The 17,214-nt window shown below is 66.6% G+C and carries 13 protein-coding genes; 9 read left to right on the top strand and 4 right to left on the bottom strand.

From position 1 onward, the window contains the following. Window positions 1–7 precede the first annotated feature (7 nt). On the top strand, window positions 8–397 hold the full coding sequence (locus WKW80_RS25120; protein ID WP_340366294.1) for a response regulator: 390 nt from the start codon (window positions 8–10) through the stop codon (window positions 395–397). A 30-nt stretch (window positions 398–427) separates the two neighbouring features. On the opposite strand, the gene WKW80_RS25115 is transcribed toward WKW80_RS25120, so the two are convergent. Next, window positions 428–1,801, bottom strand: a complete 1,374-nt coding sequence (locus WKW80_RS25115; RefSeq protein WP_340366293.1) for a phospholipase D-like domain-containing protein — start codon at window positions 1,799–1,801, stop codon at window positions 428–430. Window positions 1,802–2,031: 230 nt separating this feature from the next. After that, window positions 2,032–3,153, bottom strand: coding sequence for a 5-methyltetrahydropteroyltriglutamate--homocysteine S-methyltransferase (locus tag WKW80_RS25110; protein WP_340366292.1), 1,122 nt, complete (start codon window positions 3,151–3,153; stop codon window positions 2,032–2,034). A gap of 146 nt (window positions 3,154–3,299) precedes the next feature. On the opposite strand from WKW80_RS25110, the gene WKW80_RS25105 reads away from it, so the two are divergent. The 8 genes from WKW80_RS25105 to WKW80_RS25070 all read left to right on the top strand — a co-directional run bounded on the left by WKW80_RS25105 (window position 3,300) and on the right by WKW80_RS25070 (window position 11,458). Then, window positions 3,300–4,412, top strand: a complete 1,113-nt coding sequence (locus WKW80_RS25105; RefSeq protein WP_340366291.1) for an aromatic ring-hydroxylating dioxygenase subunit alpha — start codon at window positions 3,300–3,302, stop codon at window positions 4,410–4,412. Between the two features lie 34 nt (window positions 4,413–4,446). Beyond that, on the top strand, window positions 4,447–5,217 hold the full coding sequence (locus WKW80_RS25100; RefSeq protein ID WP_340366290.1) for a GntR family transcriptional regulator: 771 nt from the start codon (window positions 4,447–4,449) through the stop codon (window positions 5,215–5,217). 15 nt (window positions 5,218–5,232) lie between these two features. Next, entirely contained in the window at window positions 5,233–6,228 is a 996-nt protein-coding gene (locus WKW80_RS25095) for a PDR/VanB family oxidoreductase (RefSeq protein ID WP_340366289.1), read from the top strand. Window positions 6,229–6,375: 147 nt separating this feature from the next. Then, window positions 6,376–7,554, top strand: a complete 1,179-nt coding sequence (locus tag WKW80_RS25090) for an ABC transporter substrate-binding protein (protein WP_340366288.1) — start codon at window positions 6,376–6,378, stop codon at window positions 7,552–7,554. A 393-nt stretch (window positions 7,555–7,947) separates the two neighbouring features. Further along, window positions 7,948–8,820, top strand: a complete 873-nt coding sequence (locus tag WKW80_RS25085) for a branched-chain amino acid ABC transporter permease (protein WP_340366287.1) — start codon at window positions 7,948–7,950, stop codon at window positions 8,818–8,820. Continuing rightward, complete coding sequence (locus WKW80_RS25080; RefSeq protein WP_340366286.1) at window positions 8,820–9,800, top strand: branched-chain amino acid ABC transporter permease; 981 nt, start codon at window positions 8,820–8,822, stop codon at window positions 9,798–9,800. Before WKW80_RS25085 ends, WKW80_RS25080 begins: the two co-directional genes overlap by 1 nt. A 169-nt stretch (window positions 9,801–9,969) precedes the next feature. Beyond that, window positions 9,970–10,761: an ABC transporter ATP-binding protein gene (locus WKW80_RS25075; protein WP_340366285.1), complete on the top strand. Its 792-nt coding sequence runs from the start codon at window positions 9,970–9,972 to the stop codon at window positions 10,759–10,761. Next, on the top strand, window positions 10,754–11,458 hold the full coding sequence (locus WKW80_RS25070) for an ABC transporter ATP-binding protein (RefSeq protein WP_340366284.1): 705 nt from the start codon (window positions 10,754–10,756) through the stop codon (window positions 11,456–11,458). Before WKW80_RS25075 ends, WKW80_RS25070 begins: the two co-directional genes overlap by 8 nt. A gap of 2 nt (window positions 11,459–11,460) precedes the next feature. Here the strand turns inward: WKW80_RS25070 and WKW80_RS25065 are convergent, their stop codons facing one another. Beyond that, window positions 11,461–15,867 (bottom strand): response regulator, encoded by a 4,407-nt coding sequence (locus tag WKW80_RS25065; RefSeq protein ID WP_340366283.1) that lies wholly within the window; start codon window positions 15,865–15,867, stop codon window positions 11,461–11,463. Then, window positions 15,867–17,030, bottom strand: a complete 1,164-nt coding sequence (locus WKW80_RS25060; RefSeq protein WP_340366282.1) for a response regulator — start codon at window positions 17,028–17,030, stop codon at window positions 15,867–15,869. Before WKW80_RS25060 ends, WKW80_RS25065 begins: the two co-directional genes overlap by 1 nt. Window positions 17,031–17,214: the final 184 nt, after the last annotated feature.

The following is a 17,214-nucleotide window of genomic DNA, read 5'->3' as shown; positions in this document are numbered from 1 at the left end:
AAGCATCGTGGCCCTCATCACGTTCCTCGTCGAAGACAGCCCCACCATCCGGGACAACCTCATGCCCGCGCTGGAAGACATGGTGAATGCCAGCATCGTCGGATTTGCGGAGACCGAGGCCGAGGCCGCCAACTGGCTGGCCGAGCATGGCGACGAATGGCAACTGGCTATCGTCGACCTGTTCCTCAAGGAAGGCTCCGGCCTTGGGGTGCTGGCCGGTTGCCGGGAGCGCGGTCCGGGGCAGCGCGTGGTGGTATTGACCAACTACGCCACCAGCGACATCCGCGAGCGCTGTCGCAAGCTCGGCGCCGATGCGGTGTTCGACAAGTCGAATGAGCTCGACGCGTTTCTCGAATTCTGCAACCGCGACCGGCCTTCCAGTTTCGCAGCGCTGTAGACGCGCACTGCGGTGCGACGGGGCGCCGGATCAGAGCTGGAATGCCACCGTCAACAGCAAGCCCTCCGCCAGATCGCGCATCAGCCCCGGGCGGCGCGCCCGATAGGGCTCGCCCGCGGATGCGGTGGTTTCGATCCATTGCGCGAGCCAGTCGATCTGTTCCTGCCCGTAGAACAGCACGCTGGCCTCGTGGTTCAACAGCAGGCTGCGCAGATCGAGATTGATCGAGCCGCACATTGCGATGTCTTCGTCCACCACCACCGCCTTCGCATGCACCATGAACGGCAGCATGCGAAAGGTGACGCCGGCCCGCGCCAGGTCCCGCATGGCGCGGGCGCGCACGAAGTCCGCGAGCGAGTGGTTGGAGTGCGCAGGAATCGCGATGGTCACCTGCACGCCGCGGCGGGCGGCCAGCCGCAGTGCATCGCGCAGGCTGTCGCCGGGCACGAAGTAGGGCGTGATGGCCAGCAGCCGGTGCTCTGCCCGGAAGCAGGCGCCAATGAGCAGCGCGAGCGCCGTGTCCTCGGTCTGGTCGGGGCCGCTGGGCATGTATTGCGTCAGGGGCCCGTCGACCGGTTCCGCGGTAGGCGCCGGCCCGCGCGCCTTGCGTTTGCGTACGGATGCCCAGTCGTGGTCGAACTGGCGCGCGGCGGCGGCGGCGGTGCTGCCATGCAGGTCAAAACTGAGGTCGCGCCACGGAACGGGATGCACGTCGTTGCCGAGGAAATATTCGCCCGCCAGGTTGCGTCCGCCGGACCACAGCCACCCGTCGTCCGCAACGACGGTCTTGCGGTGGTTGCGCAGGTTGCGGGGGCCGGTGCGCCGCAGGCTGAAGAAGGGGCGGAATACCGCGACCTCGCCGCCGGCCGCACGCAGCCTGTTGAAGTGGCCGTGCGGCAGGGACAGTGCGCCGAAGCCGTCGAGCAGCACCCGCACGCCGACGCCTTCGCTCGCGCGTTGCGTGAGGCGCGCAAGTACGTCGTGGCCGAACGCGTCGTTACCGATGATGAAAGTGCCGACATCGAGGCGCCGCCTGGCGCCCGCGATGACTTCGAACAGCGCATCGCGCGCGGCCGTGCCGTCGGCATGCATTCGCACCTCGGAAGGGCCGGGCGGCGCCAGCCCGAAGCTTTCGATGAGATCGGCGGCCCAGTGTTCGGTGTCGGTGGACCGTGGTGGCCGAGGCGAGCCCGCGGGCCGCAGCTTGCGCTGGCCGAACAGCAGGTAGACGGGCAGGGCGATGTACGGCATCAGCAGCATCCCCATGACCCATGCGATGGCGGTGGTCGGCGCGCGCTGGTCGCGCCGCGTGCGCGTGGTGAGGACGTAGATCAGCAGTGCGGTGGAGACGACCAGGAAATGCTGGGACGGCGACGGCAACCATGCAAGGAATGCGGAGTGCATGGCGCAAAGTGTCGCGCACGGCGCGGGTTGTGCGCTAGGTGGTTACGCCTCTGTTGTTTGGTTGGCTGGACCGTGTTGCGTGCAAGACGTTTGTCTGCTGGTGAGAGCGCATCGTCCTCCTGGGGAGACTTCCCTCGCCCCGACCCACTCCCGGAGGGAGAGGGAGCAAGACAGCAGCCCGCCGGCGCACCCCGAACAACGAGGCCCCGACACGCCGTGCAAACCAGAGCCTAGGCGCCGCCCCAAACCTCCTGCGCAGTCTCGACAACCAACCGCAACTTCGCACGCTGCGCCTCCACGGCAATGTTGTTGCCATGCACGGTGCTCGAGAACCCGCACTGCGGCGACAACGCCAACTGGTCCAGCGAGGCGTACTTCGAAGCGTCCTCGATGCGGCGCTTGAGTTCGTCCTTGTCTTCCATCTCACCGAACTTGGTGGTCACCAGGCCCAGCACGACCGTCTTGCCCTTGGGCAGGTAGCGCAGCGGCTTGAAATCGCCCGAGCGCGCGTCGTCGTACTCCATGAAGTACGCGTCGAGGTCCATCTCCCTCAACAGCGCCTCGGCCACCGGCTCATAGTTGCCCGCCGCCGCGTGCGTGCTCTTGAAGTTGCCGCGGCACAGGTGCATGGCCAGCAACATCCCCGGCGGCTTCTGCGCGACGATCTTGTTGATGAACCAGGCATAGCGGTGCGGCAACTCGTTGGGGTCGTCGCCGCGCTTGCGCGCTGCCTCGCGCATGTGCTCGTCGCACAGGTAGGCGAGGTTGGTGTCGTCCATCTGGACGTAGGTACAGCCGGCCGCGGCCAGCGAACGCAACTCGTCGCCATAGGCCTTCGCCACGTCATCGTAGAACTCCGGATCCAGCTCGGGATAGGCGTCCTTGCTGATGCCGGCGCGGCCCCCGCGGAAGTGCAGCATCGTCGGAGAGGGGATCGTCACCTTCGGTGTGTTGCCGGCAGAGACCTGGGTCTTCAGGTACTGGAAATCGGCGAGCTGGATCTGCTTGGCATGGGTTACCTTGTCGATCACGCGCATCACCGGCGGCGCGAGCTCCTCGGTGCCATCGGGCCTGCGGATCGTCACCGGGATGTCGGTCTTGACGCCGCCCAGTTGCTCCAGGAAATCGATGTGGAAGTACGTGCGGCGGAACTCGCCGTCGGTGATGCTCTTCAGTCCGATATCTTCCTGGAACTTCACGATCTCCGTGATGGCCTTGTCTTCGACCCGGCGAAGCTGCTCAGGCGTGATCTCCCCGTTGGCCTTCTGCTCGCGCGCTTCGAGCAGGTATTTGGGGCGCAGGAAACTGCCGACGTGGTCGAAGCGCGCGGGCAGCATGGCGTGTTGGGACATGAGTTTCTCCGTCTGTGCTGAAGAGTGACCGCTGGATGGTAGCGGCTTTCGGAAGGCATTCAATGAATACATTCATGCAGGTATTTGCCCTGATAAAAGCCGATTTCTCTGGGATTTTTGCCCATTGATGTATACATTGAGAATCCATGAAAACCTCATCCAGCTTTCCGCTGAATGCCTGGTACGCGGCCGCTTACGACGTTGAAGTGAAGCATGCGCTGCTGCCCCGGACCATTTGCAATCAGAAACTCGTGCTCTACCGGCAGACCGGCGGCCAGGTCGCGGCGCTGGAAGATGCGTGCTGGCACCGTCTGCTGCCGCTGTCGATGGGGCGGCTCGAAGGCGACGAGGTGGTCTGTGGCTATCACGGCCTGGTCTACAACAGCCAGGGGCGCTGCACCTTCATGCCGAGCCAGGAAACGCTGAACCCTTCGGCCTGCGTGCGGGCCTATCCCGTGGTCGAGAAGCATCGGTTCATCTGGGTCTGGCCCGGCGATCCGGCCAAGGCCGACCCGGCGCTGGTGCCCGACATGCACTGGAATGACGACCCTGCCTGGGCCGGCGACGGCAAGATGATCCGCGTGGCCTGCGACTACCGCCTTGTCGTCGACAACCTCATGGACCTGACGCACGAGGCCTTCGTGCATGGATCGTCGATCGGCAACCGCGCGGTGGCCGAAGCCCCTTTCGTCGCCACGCACGGCGACCGCTCGGCCACCGTCACGCGCTGGATGGAGAACATCGACGCGCCACCGTTCTGGGCCGCGCAGATTCGCCATGGCCGCGGCTACGTCGGCAAGGTGGACCGCTGGCAGATCATCCGTTTCGAAGGGCCGTGTACCGTCAACATCGACGTGGGCGTGGCCGAAGCGGGCAGCGGCGCGGTGCCGAAGAACAATGGCGACAAGGGCGACCGCAGTCGCGGCGTCAACGGGTATGTGCTCAACACCATCACACCCGAGACCGACAAGACCTGCCTCTACTTCTGGGCCTTCGCGCGCAACTATTGCACCGGCGAGCAGCGCCTGACGCACGAGTTGCGCGAAGGCGTGGCGACGATCTTCCGGGAGGACGAACATGTGCTCGAAGCGCAGCAACGCGCCATCGACGAGCGACCCGACTACGCGTTCTACAACCTCAACATAGACGCCGGCGCGATGTGGGCGCGCCGCCTGATCGACCGCATGGTCGAGCGCGAGCAACCGAAGCGGCCGACGATTCCGATCTCGGCTGCCGAGTCTGCGAGGGCAGGGGGATGAGCGCCGCGCCGGGCCGCCGAACGTGGGAGGCCCAATGAACTCCGCAACCTTGGCCACGACTTCCGCGGATGCGGCCGAGGCCGGCGCGTCTCAAGCGGTCAAGGCCCAGTTGCGATTGCGCGAGATGGTGCTGGCCGGTGAACTGCCCGGCGGCTCGCGCATCGCGGAAGTCGCGATCTCCGAGCAGTTGGGCGTTTCGCGTACACCGGTTCGTTCGGCGCTGATGCGGCTCGAGCAGGAAGGTTTGCTCGAAAGCCTGCCCAACGGCGGCTATGCGGTTCGGACGTTTTCGGAGCGCGACGTGTCCGATGCGATCGAACTGCGCGGCACGCTCGAAGGGCTGTCCGCGCGGCTCGCCGCCGAGCGCGGCGCGCCACCTGTCGTGCTGCGCGAGGCGCGCGCCTGCCTTCATCGCATCGACGAACTGCTGCGCGAACCGGCGCTCGACGACACGGCTTTCTCGCGCTACGTCAAGTTCAATGCGCAGTTCCACGCGCTGCTGTCCGAACTGTCGGGCAGCACGGTGATCTCGCAGCAGCTCGAGCGCATCTCTAACCTGCCGTTCGCGTCGCCATCGGGTTTCGTCGTGGTACAGGCCAATTCGCCCGCCGCGCGCGACATGCTGCTGATCGCGCAAGACCAGCACTGGCAGGTGCTCGATGCCATCGAGGCCCGAGAAGGTTCGCGCGCGGAAGCGCTGATGCGCGAGCACAGCCGCATCGCGCAGCGCAATTTGCGCGAGGCGCTGCATGGCACCCAAAGCCATCCGCTGCCCGGCGTGCAATTGATTCGTCGACGCAGTTGAAGCAGGCAGGGAGACATGAAGAGTTCCACCCATTGGCGCGCTGCGCGCGTCGAAGCGCTTCGCGACATCACGCCCACCGTGCGCGAGTTCACCCTGCGCCCGGAGGATGCCAACGACCTCGGCGCAGACTGGTCGCCGGGCAGCCACATCGAAGTCGAACTGCTCCGCGAGGGCCGGCCGATCAAGCGCTCGTACTCGCTCGTCGGCATGCCCGATGGCGAGTGCTTCCGTATCGCGGTCAAGCGGCTGGACGAAGGGCAGGGCGGTTCGCGCGCCATGTGGCAGCTCGCGGTAGGCGACCGGCTGCAGGTGAACGGCCCGCGCAATCATTTCGGCCTCGACCTGAATGCCCCGGCCTACTTGCTCGTTGCTGGCGGTATCGGCATCACGCCGATGCTGCACATGGCGCAGCACCTGCGAGCGCGCAAGGGAAACGCGGCGCCGCTGCGCATGGTCTATGGCGCGCATGAGGAGGCCGAACTGGCCTACCGAGCGGTACTGAATGCATTGCTGGGCGAATCCTTTGCCGAGTTCGTCGGGCTGCAAGGCCGGCACATCGACATCGCCGCGGAAATCGAATCGCTGCCCGCCGGCGGGCAGATGTACGTCTGCGGCCCGGTGCCGATGCTCGACGCGGTGCGCCGCCAATGGGCCATGTCCGGCCGACCCATCGCCGACCTGCGCTACGAAACCTTCGGCAGCAGCGGCCGCTTCGCGCCCCAGCCGTTCCGCGTCGAGGTGCCGCGACAGCGCATCGATATCGTGGTGCCGGCCGACAGCAGCATGATGGAGGCGCTTCACGCAGCAGGGGTGCAAACGCTGCATGACTGCAAGCGTGGCGAGTGCGGCCTGTGCGCAGTCGACGTGCTGGCGCTCGACGGCGAGATCGACCACCGCGATGTGTTCTTGAGCGAACACGAGAAGGCGCGCAACGAGCGCATCTGCACCTGCGTGTCGCGTGTGGTCGGCTCGATTTCCATTGATTCGTCGTACCGTCCGGATGACGATTGATTTGCGCGATCATCGCGCAGCGCATCCATGGATCGCGCAGATTCGGCCACCGCAGGTTTCCCTCTAGGGAATAGCCGCAGGCCCCGAGTCGAAACATCTGATGACAATGATGCCTTTACTTTTTTCGCCAACCGGAGACCTCCCGCCATGCAACGTCGCCATCTGATGATCCACGCGGCTGGCCTGACTGCAGTCGCACTTGCCATGCCCCTGGCAGCGCATGCACAGGCCAACACTTTCAGGATCGGCCTGATCCTGCCGATGACCGGGCAACAGGCGTCCACGGGCCGGCAGATCGAGGCGGCTGCCCGGCTGTACATGGCGCAGAACGGCGACACCGTGGCGGGCAGGAAGATCGAGCTGATCGTCAAGGACGACACCGCCACGCCCGACGTCACCAAGCGTCTCGCGCAGGAACTCATCGTCAACGACAAGGTGAACGTGATCGCCGGCTTCGGCGTGACACCCGCCGCGCTGGCCGCCGCGCCGCTGGCCACGCAGTCGAAGACGCCGCAGGTGGTGATGGCGGCGGCCACGTCGAGCATCACCGAAGCCTCGCCCTACATCGTGCGAACCAGCTTCACGCTACCGCAGGTGGCGGTGGTGATGGGCGACTGGGCGCCCAAGAACGGCGTGAAGTCGGTCGTGACGCTGGTCAGCGACTATGGCCCCGGAAACGATGCCGAGAAGTATTTCACCGAGCGCTTCCAGCTCAACGGCGGCAAGGTCATCGAGAAGCTGCGCGTGCCGCTGCGCAACCCCGACTTCGCGCCGTTCCTGCAGAAGGTGCGCGACGACAAGCCCGATGCGCTGTTCGTATTCGTGCCTTCGGGCGCCGGTGCGGCCGTGATGAAGCAGTTCCTGGAGCGTGGCATGAGCAAGGCCGGCATCAGGCTGATCGCCACCGGCGACGTGACCGATGACGACCAGCTCAACGACATGGGCGATGGCGCGCTGGGCCTGGTCACCTCGCACCACTATTCGGCGGCGCATCCGTCGGCCGCGAACAAGAAGTTCGTGGAAGCCTTCCAGAAGGCCAACAAGGGCATGCGTCCCAACTTCATGGCTGTCGGCGGCTATGACGGCATGCGTGTGATCTACGAAGCGCTCAAGCAGACCAAGGGCCAGGGCGGCGGCGACGCATTGCTGGCCGCGATGAAGGGGCAGGTCTTCGAAAGTCCGCGCGGCGAGGTGCTGATCGACGCGCAGACGCGCGACATCGTGCAGGACGTGTATTTGCGCAAGGTCGAGAGGAAGGATGGTCAGCTCTACAACGTCGAGTTCGACGTTCTCAAGGCGGTCAAGGATCCGGGCAAGGCCAAATGAGGCTCACCTCCGGATTGCGCGGCAGGCTGGTTGTGCGCGAAGTGCCTTGTTGCGGGCGCGATCACGCCAAGGCCGTGCTCTGCTCGGGGCGCGATCACGCCGACGGCGTGCTCTGCTCCGCGAATGTCCCCCGGCTTGCGGCCTCCTCCTTTATTTCGCTGCGCAGAGCGCACCATCGACGTGATCCGGACACGCAGTGGTTGATCGGCGGCACTACAACGGCGTGCTCCCGGGCGCAGGGCATCGGGTACTCCCCGCAGCGAACAAAGGAGGAGCCGAAGGCGGGAGACATTCGCGCAGGGGAGTACCCGGTGCCCTGCGCACGCGCCCCGACGCGCCCCCTAGGCACACCCCGCGAACACGAGCCACCCCACCGCGCGGCAAGAGACTGACATGCTGACCATTCTTTTCGACGGCATCGCCTACGGCATGCTGCTCTTCGTACTGGCCGTCGGGCTGGCCGTCACGCTGGGGTTGATGAACTTCATCAACCTGGCGCACGGTGCCTTTGCAATGGCGGGCGGCTATCTCACGGTGTTCGCCATGCAGAAGCTCGGGGTGCCGTTCCTCGTATGCCTGCCGCTTGCCTTCATCGTGGTCGGGCTGTTAGGGGCGCTGCTGGAGCGCACGCTGTACCGGCCGATATACGGCAAGTCGCATCTGGACCAGGTGCTGTTCTCCATCGGGCTCGCATTCATGGCGGTGGCGGCGGTCGACTACTTCGTCGGCTCGTCGCAGCAGAACCTGCAATTGCCCGAGTGGCTGCGCGGCCGCACCGAGATCGGCGACGGCGCCTGGATGCTCGGCATGGGCCACTACCGCCTCTTCATCATCGGCGTGTGCGCGGTGCTCACCATCGTGCTGCAACTCATCCTGACCAAGACGCGCTTCGGCAGCAGGCTGCGCGCGGCGGTCGACGACCCGCGCGTGGCCGCGGGATTGGGCATTAACGTCAACGTGGTGTTCCTGGCGACCTTTGCGGTGGGGTCCGGTCTGGCCGGGCTGGGCGGCGCACTCGGTGCGGAGATCCTGGGGCTCGACCCGACCTTTCCGCTCAAGTACATGATCTATTTCCTGATCGTGGTGTCGGTCGGCGGTACTTCGTCGATCACCGGGCCATTGGCCGCGGCACTCCTGCTCGGCATTGCCGACGTGTCCGGCAAGTACTTCATCCCCAAGATGGGCGCGTTCACGGTGTACCTGTTGATGATTGCAATCCTGCTCTGGCGCCCGCAGGGACTGTTCACCCGAAAGGGAGGCCGTTGATGGCGCGAGGCAACGGAAGTCTCGATTTCCAGGCCGCGCTGCTGCGCAAGACGCGCTGGCGTGCGTGGGAATTCGCGGTGTGGCTGGTGGCGTTCGCGCTGCCGATGGTGATGCCGGCGCATTCGCTGATGGTCAACGAGATCGTCATCGTCGCGCTGTTCGCCATGTCGCTCGACCTGATCCTCGGCTACACCGGCATCGTCTCGCTGGGGCATGCGGCGTACTTCGGGTTCGGCGCCTATGCGGCGGCCTTGTTCGCCAAGCTCGTGATGCCCGACCCGCTCGTCGGGCTGGTGGTGGCGATCGTGCTGTCGGGCGCGCTGGGCGCCGTGGCCAGCGTGACGATCCTGCGCGGCACCGATCTCACGCGGCTCATGGTCACGCTGGGCACCGCATTGCTGCTGCTTGAACTGGCCAACAAGCTGGACTGGCTCACCGGCGGCGCGGACGGGCTCCAGGGTGTCGTCATGGGTCCGGTGCTGGGCCTTTTCGAGTTCGACCTGTTCGGTCGCACTGCCGCCTGGTACTCCTTGTCGATCGTGCTGATCCTGTTCCTGTCGATGCGCCGGCTCGTGCAGTCGCCTTTCGGCGCGACGCTGAAGGCGATCCGCGACAACCGGTTGCGCGCGATGGCCATCGGCATCCCCGTAGCCTCGCGGCTCATGACTATCTACACCATCGCAGCCGCCATCGCCGGTGCCGCGGGCGCTTTGCTCGCGCAAACCACGGGCTTCGCGTCGCTCGACGTGCTGGCCTTCGACCGCTCAGCCGACGTGATGCTCATGCTGGTCATCGGCGGCGTCGGCTGGTTGTATGGCGGCATCGCGGGCGCGATCGTGTTCAAGCTGCTGCAGGACGCCCTCTCGACGGTCACGCCGCAATACTGGATGTTCTGGATCGGGTTGATCCTGGTGCTGCTGGTGCTGGTGGGGCGCGATCGGTTGCTGAAGCCGTGGACTTGGTTCGGGAGGCAATCATGAGCGCCGCGCCGGGCCGCCCCAAGCAAGCGAGCGCCCCCTCGGGGGGCAGCGAGGACACGAAGTGCCGAGCGTGGGGGCACATGATGAGCGCCGCGCCGGGCCGCCCCAAGCAAGCGAGCGCCCCCTCGGGGGGCAGCGAGGACACGAAGTGCCGAGCGTGGGGGCCATCATGACCGGGGAGACCGTTCTTTCCGCCACCGGGCTGGTGATGCGCTTCGGCGGCATCACCGCAACGAACAACGTGTCGCTGGACCTGAAGCGCGGCGCGCGCCATGCGCTGATCGGCCCCAACGGCGCGGGCAAGACCACGCTCATCAACCTGCTCACCGGCGTGCTCACGCCGACTGAAGGCCGCATCGAACTGCTCGGCGAAGACATCACCCGGCTCGCGCCGCACAAGCGCGTGGCACGCGGCCTGGTGCGCACGTTCCAGATCAACCAGCTGTTCGATTCGATGACGCCGCTGGAGACGCTGGCGCTCGTCGTGTCGCGTCAGCAAGGGCTGTCGGCGCAGTGGTGGCGGCCACTTGGCGCTTCGGCACGCGTGGTCGAACGCGCAAGCGAACTGCTGGAGCACTTTCGGCTCGCGGACGTTGCGCAGCAGGCAGTCAAGCAGCTTGCATACGGCAAGCGCCGGCTGCTGGAGATTGCGATCGCGCTGGCCTGCGAACCGCGTGTGCTGCTGCTCGACGAGCCTGTCGCCGGCGTGCCGGCCGGCGAGCGCGAAGAGTTGCTGCAGACCGTCGCCGCATTGCCGTCCGATGTGTCGGTGCTGCTCATCGAACACGACATGGACCTGGTCTTCAGCTTCGCCGACCGCATGACGGTGCTGGTCAACGGCACGCTGCTGACCGAAGGAAGCCCCGAGGAGATCGCCGGCGACCCGAAAGTCAAGGAGGTCTATCTCGGCCACGGAACCAGTGGCTCCCACGCTCACTCGCGGGAGGACGGGCATGCCTGAACTGCTCAAGGTCGAAGCATTGCGTGCGGGCTATGGCGAGGCCGTGGTGCTGCACGATGTGTCCCTGGCGCTCGGTGTCGGCGAGACGCTTGCCTTGCTCGGCCGCAATGGCACAGGCAAGACCACGTTCATCAACACGCTGGCCGGCGCCACGCGCCAGCATGGCGGCCGCATTGCGCTCGGCGGTGTCGCGCTCGACAGGCTCGCGCCGCACCAGCGCGCCGCAGCCGGCATCGGCTGGGTGCCGCAGGAGCGCAACATCTTCAAGTCGCTCACCGTGCACGAGAACCTGACGGCGGTGGAGCGGCCGGGGCCGTGGAATCCGCGGCGCGTCTACGAGATGTTCCCTCGCCTGGCCGAGCGCAAGGGCAACCTCGGCACGCAACTCTCTGGCGGCGAGCAGCAGATGCTAGCGGTCGGCCGGGCCCTGGTGGTCAACCCCAGGCTGCTGCTGCTCGACGAGCCGCTCGAAGGCCTGGCGCCGATCATCGTGGAGGAATTGCTGCGCGCCATCCGCCGCATCACCCGGGACGAAGGTCTGGCGGCCATCATCGTTGAGCAGCACCCGCAGGCGATCCTCGCGATCTCGGACCGGACTGTCGTGCTGGACCACGGCACCGTCGTTCATGCCGACAGCGCCTCCGCCCTGCGCGCGCAACCCGAAGTGCTGGAGCGGCTGCTGGGCGTGGCGCGCTGACGCTACGACGACGGCCACCCGCTTTCCCAGGATTCAAGCAGTCCCATCGCCTCGTCGAACTCGAAGTTGTCGACCTTGCTCGCGATGCGCCGCACCGCGGCCTTGTGGTCGGGGTGCGCGGCAAGGCTCTGCATGAGTTCGGCAGAAAGCTCCAGCGCATCCGGATCGCTGTCGGCGAGTCGTTGCTTCAGCCGCTCGAGCAGGGGGGCGAGGCGCTCCAGCGGCAGTTCGGCCGTCCTGTCCGTCGCTGCCTCTGCTGCCGCCGATGCGAGTTCGCGCAGGCCGTCCATCACCGGCGTCAGTTCGCGCATCACGGCTGCCAGCGGTTCGCGCAGCGCGTCATTGCGCAGGCCTTGCTGGCAAGCGCTCTCGAGCGCGGCCGCGGCCTGCGCCAACGCGGTCGCGCCGATGTTGCCCGCGGTCCCTCGAAGGGTGTGCGCGACGCGCGCCGGTGCCGACTCGTCGTCGCCTTCCAGCGCCTGAACGAATGCCGTGGCGAACGCCTCTTGCGAACTGTGGAACTTGCAAAGCAGCCGTCGATACAGGTCGGGCCTGCCTTGGCACGTGGCCAGGCCCGCTGCTTGATCGATTCCCGGCAATGGCGGAAGGTCGTTCGAATCCGCCGGTGCAACGGCGGTGCGGTTCGGCGGCTGCGGCTTCGGCGATGCATTCGCCGGGTGGATCCACTTCGCCATCGTCGCGAACATCACGGCCACGTCCAGCGGTTTGGCGATGTGATCGTTCATGCCGCTGGCCAAGGCCTTTTCGCGATCGCCGGCCATCGCATTGGCCGTCATCGCGATGATGGGCATCTCGCTGAAACGGGCCTGCTCGCGAAGCCTGCGCGTGGCCGCGTAGCCATCGAGCACGGGCATCTGGCAATCCATCAGCACGCCGTCGAACGTGGCGTCGTGCTGCAACAGTTGAAGCGCCTGCGCCCCGTCGCCGGCGATGACCACCTGGATGCCGGCGCTTTCCAGCAGCTCCCGGGCCAGTTCCTGGTTCACGTCGTTGTCTTCCACCAGCAGCACCCGCGCGCCGGCCAGTTGCGCCATTGCGGGCGCATCGGGACCAGCGTCCTGGGCAACTCGGCTTTCGGTCAGCGGCCCGTGGCCGAGCACATGTCCGATCGCTTCGAGCAAGGTGGAGGGCGTGACCGGCTTGGTCAGGACCAGCGGCAAGGGAACCGCGCGCCGCTCGGCCGCTTCCTGTGCCTCGTGGCGGGCGAGGGCAGTGACCATGATCACGGCGGGCGGCCGCCCTGGCGCGTGCGCCTGGATGCCCTGCGTGGCCTCCACGCCGTCCATGCCCGGCATTCGCCAGTCCATCAGAACGAGGTCGTAGGGGAGGTGCGTTCGTTGGGACTGCGCCACTCGTTCGACAGCCTCCTGCCCACTGTGGGCAATGTCGACCTCGAGCCCGAAGCCCCTGGCCATCGTCGACAGGATGTCGCGCGCGCTCGCATTGTCGTCCACGACCAACGCGCGCTGGCCCCGCAATTCGTCCGCCCTGAACATGCGGCGCAACTGCGATGGTGACTGCAGCCCGAACTGCGCCGTGAAGCGGAAGGTCGATCCCTTGCCGGCCTCGCTCTCGACCCAGATGCGGCCCCCCATCATCTCCACGATGTTCTTCGAGATGGTCAGGCCCAGGCCGGTGCCGCCGTATCGGCGCGTGATGGAGCCGTCGGCCTGGCTGAAGGGCTGGAACATTCGCGTGATCTGCTCCGGCGTCATGCCGATGCCCGTGTCGCTGCACCAGAAGTGCAGTTCCACCCGATCGTCGTGCAGGTCTTCCACCCGCACGCCGATGACGATCTCGCCTGCCTGCGTGAACTTGACGGCGTTGTTGCCCAGGTTGACCAGCACCTGGCCCAGGCGCAGCCGGTCGCCGACCAGTGCGGTCGGTAACGCGGCCGACGTGTCGAACAGCAACTCGAGGCCCTTGCCCTCGGCCTTCAGGCTCACCATGTTCGCGAAGTCGTGGAGCACTTCCTCGAGCCGGAAGGGCGCCTGCTCGAGGCTCATCTTGCCCGCCTCGATCTTGGAGAAGTCGAGGATGTCGTTGATGATGCCCAGCAGGCTCTCGGCCGCGCGGTTCACCTTCTCGATGTAGTTGCGCTGCCGTCCGTCGAGGTCGGTCTTCAATGCCAGGTGGCTCATGCCGATGATGGCGTTCATCGGCGTGCGGATCTCGTGGCTCATGTTGGCAAGGAAGTCGCTCTTCACACGCGTGGCCTCCTCGGCAATCTCAAGGGCACGCTGCGCTTGTGCCTCGGCCGCCTTGCGATCGGTGATGTCGAAGAACCAGTTGCCGCGGATCGACCGCCCGCCCGCGCGCACCCGCGTCGACGACAGCAGCACGTGGCGCAGGCTGTGGTCGCGCCGCCGGTAGGTGACCTCGAAGTCGCGCACGGTGTCGTGGCTGTCGATGAGTTCGATGTAGCGGGCGAGCGCCTCGGGGTCCGTCCAGTACTTCGCGCGGTCCGATCGGCGCGCCACCCGGTTGACCGGTTCGTCGAACACCTCTTCCAGCTTCTGGTTGGAGAACAGCAACTCCTCGGTGTCGTCGTCCGCGATCAGCAGGCCCGCGGGGGCCTGTTCGATGATGCGGCGGAAGCGCTCCTCGGTGTCGCGCAAGGCTGCCTGCATCGCGCGTCGTTCGGTGATGTCGCGCACCGACGCGCAGGTGCAAACGCCCCGCTCGTCGATGGCGGGCAGTTGTGACAGCCCGATCTCGAGGGAGAACCGGCTGCCGTCCTTGCGCATCCCTTGCAGGTCGGCTTGTGCGCTGCCCATCTGGCGCGCCAGGCGCTGGGCCATGAAGCTCGCGCGCAACGCCGGATGGCTCGGCCGGCTGTCGGGCGGCACGAGCCTCTCCATCGGCTGGCCGATCAGTTCGCCTTGCGGATACCCGAACAAGCGATGCAGCTCGGGATTTGCCAGCAGGATGCGGCCTTCGGCATCAACGATCAGCATGCCGTCGGGCGCCGCCTCGACGATGCCCTGGTACCAGGCTCGTGTCGCCTCCAGCGAGGCCTGCTGCGCCTGCAGCGCCGCGGCCTGCTCCTCCAGGCGATCGGCCTGGGCGCGGATCGACGCGGACTGCAGGCGCGTCTGGTCGAGCAGGTCCTGCACGGCCTGGTTGCGCTCGATGACCGTCATGCTCATCGCCAGCCTGGGCAACAGGTCGCGCAGGAGCGCGAGTTCCTTGCCGAGCGGTGCGGCCGGGGCGGCCAGCGCAACCACGCCGAGCAGGCGCTCACCCTGGAAGATCGGCAGGGCGGCCTGCCAGCCCGGAGCGATTGCGCCTGGATCCGCTGGGTCCGCGAAGGTCTCGCGGCCTTCCTCCGCGCACTTGCCGGCGAGTCCCTCGCCAAAGGAGAGCCGGTCCTCGGGCAACTGGCCGGGGGCGGTGCCATGCGAGTCGACCAGGTCCAGCGTCCGCGCCGCGACGTCGACGCGGTAGAGCGCCGCCTGCGCGGCATGGAGCAGCGGGGCGACGCCGCGCAGGAAGCGCCCGGCGAGTTCGGCCGGCGTGGCCGCCTGCTGCAGTTCGGCCTGGATCTGCGCCTGGTGGTGCTTGTTCCACCGTTGTTCGTCGAGCTGCTGCAATTCCGACTGCAGCTTGGAGACGGCACGTGCGAGCTCGCCCACCTCGTTGGGCAGCTTGGTGTGCGGCACCGGCCGGTCGAGCTGGCCGCGCGCCAGGGCGTCGACGGCCAACCGCACGCGTGTGCTGGGTCGGCGGATCGACACCGCAATCGCCCACGACGACAGCAGCGTGAGGCCCAGGCCACCAAGCAGCAGCACCAGCGACAGCGTCTTGTTTCGGTCGGCGATCGTCTGGATGTCGTCGGCGGCCTTGTCGGCCGCGTCCTCCTTCACGGCCGCAATCTGGTCGAGCAGACCCTCGGCCTCCGCGGCGAGTTGCCTGACGGCGCCTTCGTCCACCAGGGCGTGCGCCTGCGCGTCCAATCCGCGGCGGGACAGGTCTGCCGCCTCCGTGGTGGCCGTTTCCAGTTGCGCCAGCAGTGCTTCGAACTCGTCCAGCCGCTCGACGTTCTCGCGGCGCAGCAGCGTGGGCCGGATCTTCTGGATCGCGCTGTGCAGTTGAGCAAGCCTGGCATCGAAAAGCTTCAACCAGGCGTCGCGCTGCGCCGGGCCCGTCGCCCATATGGCGTTGCGCAGGCTCAGCCGCAGCCATAACAGGTGGATCTGTGCCTCCTTGGTTCGTGCCATGCCGACCACGTCCTTGGATTGCAGGCTCTGGAAGTCGCTGTTGAATCGCTCGATCGTGAGCAGGCTCTGCACGCCCAGCGCCAGGGTCAGCAGCAGCAACGACCCGAAGCCCAGGACCAGCTTGCGGCGCAGCGACAGACGTTCAAGCAGTTCGAGGAGCTTGCGCATCAGGCCGATTCGGCGATGAAGACCAGCGCCTCCATCTTCTTCGCGATGTCGTCGTCGGTGTCGGCGAAGCGCACGGCGATCTCGCGGAAGTCATCGGCGCGCGCGAGGAATGCGTCGACGATGTCCGGGTCGAATTCGACGCCTCGGCCCTCGTCGATCATGCCTGCCGCCTGCTCGTGCGGCATGCCGTCCTTGTAGACGCCGCGGCTGGTGAGGGTGTCGTAGACGTCGGCCACGGCCATGATGCGCGCGGCGATCGGGATGGCGTCTCCCGCGCGGCCCTCGGGGTAGCCGCTGCCGTCCCACCGTTCCTGGTGGCCGTACGCAATTTCCTTGGCATGGCGAAGGAAGGCCACGTCGGTGCCGAGTTGCCTTTCGGCCTGCTCGATTGCATCGCGGCCCAGCGTGGTGTGGGTCTTCATGATCTCGAAGTCCTCGGGGCTGAGCGTGCCGGGCGACAAGAGGATGCGGTCGGGGATGCCGGCCTTGCCGATGTCATGCAGCGGCGCCGACTTGAACAGCAGCGCGATGGTCGCGTCGTCCAGGAAGTGGCCGAAGCGCGGATGGTCGCGCAACTGCTCGGCCAGCACCCTGACGTAGTGCTGCGTGCGGCGGATGTGGTTGCCGGTCTCGTTGTCGCGCGCTTCGGCGAGCGATGCCATGGCCAGGATCGTGACGTCCTGGATGGCCGTCACTTCGCGCGTGCGCCGGGCGACCTCCTGTTCCAGGTAATCCTTCTGATCGCGCAGGAAGTCGGCGGCGGCCTTGATCTTCAACTGGGTGTCCACCCGCGCCATCAACACCGGCGGGCGGATCGGCTTGGTGATGTAGTCGGCAGCGCCTATTTCCAGCCCCAGCGTCTCGTCCTCCTCGGACGACAGCGCGGTCAGGAAAATGATGGGGATGTCACGCGTCGCGGGGTCGGCCTTGAGCTGGCGCGCCACCTCGTGGCCCGAAAGGCCCGGCATCATGACGTCGAGCAGGATCAGGTCGAGCGGGTCGCCCGCCCGCGCGATCCGCAGAGCCTTCTCGCCGCTGTTCGCCACCTTGACCGTGTACTTGTCCTTGAGCAGGTTGCTCAGAAGCATCAGGTTGTCCGGGGTGTCGTCGACAACCAGGATGGCGGGTCGACGGGCGAAGTCGGGATCGAGATCGAAGCTCATTCACGCGGTCCTTGGAGCGGAAAGCCTGCTTATACGCCGTGATCCGGATTCGCTCAAACCTCATATGCAGGTGTGGGCCGTCCCGATGGCCGCGGACGAACGTCATGTGCTTTCCAGGCATCTTTGGCCGGGTCCGGATTGCAACGTGTCCGTACGGGGACGGGATCACGCCGACGGCGTACTC

Origin of the sequence: Variovorax humicola, from assembly GCF_037889915.1 — a bacterium.
In the GTDB taxonomy this organism is placed as follows: Bacteria; Pseudomonadota; Gammaproteobacteria; order Burkholderiales; family Burkholderiaceae_C; genus Variovorax; species Variovorax humicola.
The sequence above is the reverse complement of the archived record's forward strand: the minus strand, read 5'-3'. Positions and strand labels throughout refer to the sequence as shown.

What these genes read in the sequence shown, in the direction of transcription:
- WKW80_RS25115 (WP_340366293.1), bottom strand. Translation starts at nt 1,801, where the DNA reads ATGCACTCCGCATTCCTTGCATGGTTGCCGTCGCCGTCCCAGCATTTC.
- WKW80_RS25110 (WP_340366292.1), bottom strand. Translation starts at nt 3,153, where the DNA reads ATGTCCCAACACGCCATGCTGCCCGCGCGCTTCGACCACGTCGGCAGT.
- WKW80_RS25105 (WP_340366291.1), top strand. Translation starts at nt 3,300, where the DNA reads ATGAAAACCTCATCCAGCTTTCCGCTGAATGCCTGGTACGCGGCCGCT.
- WKW80_RS25100 (WP_340366290.1), top strand. Translation starts at nt 4,447, where the DNA reads ATGAACTCCGCAACCTTGGCCACGACTTCCGCGGATGCGGCCGAGGCC.
- WKW80_RS25095 (WP_340366289.1), top strand. Translation starts at nt 5,233, where the DNA reads ATGAAGAGTTCCACCCATTGGCGCGCTGCGCGCGTCGAAGCGCTTCGC.
- WKW80_RS25090 (WP_340366288.1), top strand. Translation starts at nt 6,376, where the DNA reads ATGCAACGTCGCCATCTGATGATCCACGCGGCTGGCCTGACTGCAGTC.
- WKW80_RS25085 (WP_340366287.1), top strand. Translation starts at nt 7,948, where the DNA reads ATGCTGACCATTCTTTTCGACGGCATCGCCTACGGCATGCTGCTCTTC.
- WKW80_RS25080 (WP_340366286.1), top strand. Translation starts at nt 8,820, where the DNA reads ATGGCGCGAGGCAACGGAAGTCTCGATTTCCAGGCCGCGCTGCTGCGC.
- WKW80_RS25075 (WP_340366285.1), top strand. Translation starts at nt 9,970, where the DNA reads ATGACCGGGGAGACCGTTCTTTCCGCCACCGGGCTGGTGATGCGCTTC.
- WKW80_RS25070 (WP_340366284.1), top strand. Translation starts at nt 10,754, where the DNA reads ATGCCTGAACTGCTCAAGGTCGAAGCATTGCGTGCGGGCTATGGCGAG.
- WKW80_RS25065 (WP_340366283.1), bottom strand. Translation starts at nt 15,867, where the DNA reads ATGCGCAAGCTCCTCGAACTGCTTGAACGTCTGTCGCTGCGCCGCAAG.
- WKW80_RS25060 (WP_340366282.1), bottom strand. Translation starts at nt 17,030, where the DNA reads ATGAGCTTCGATCTCGATCCCGACTTCGCCCGTCGACCCGCCATCCTG.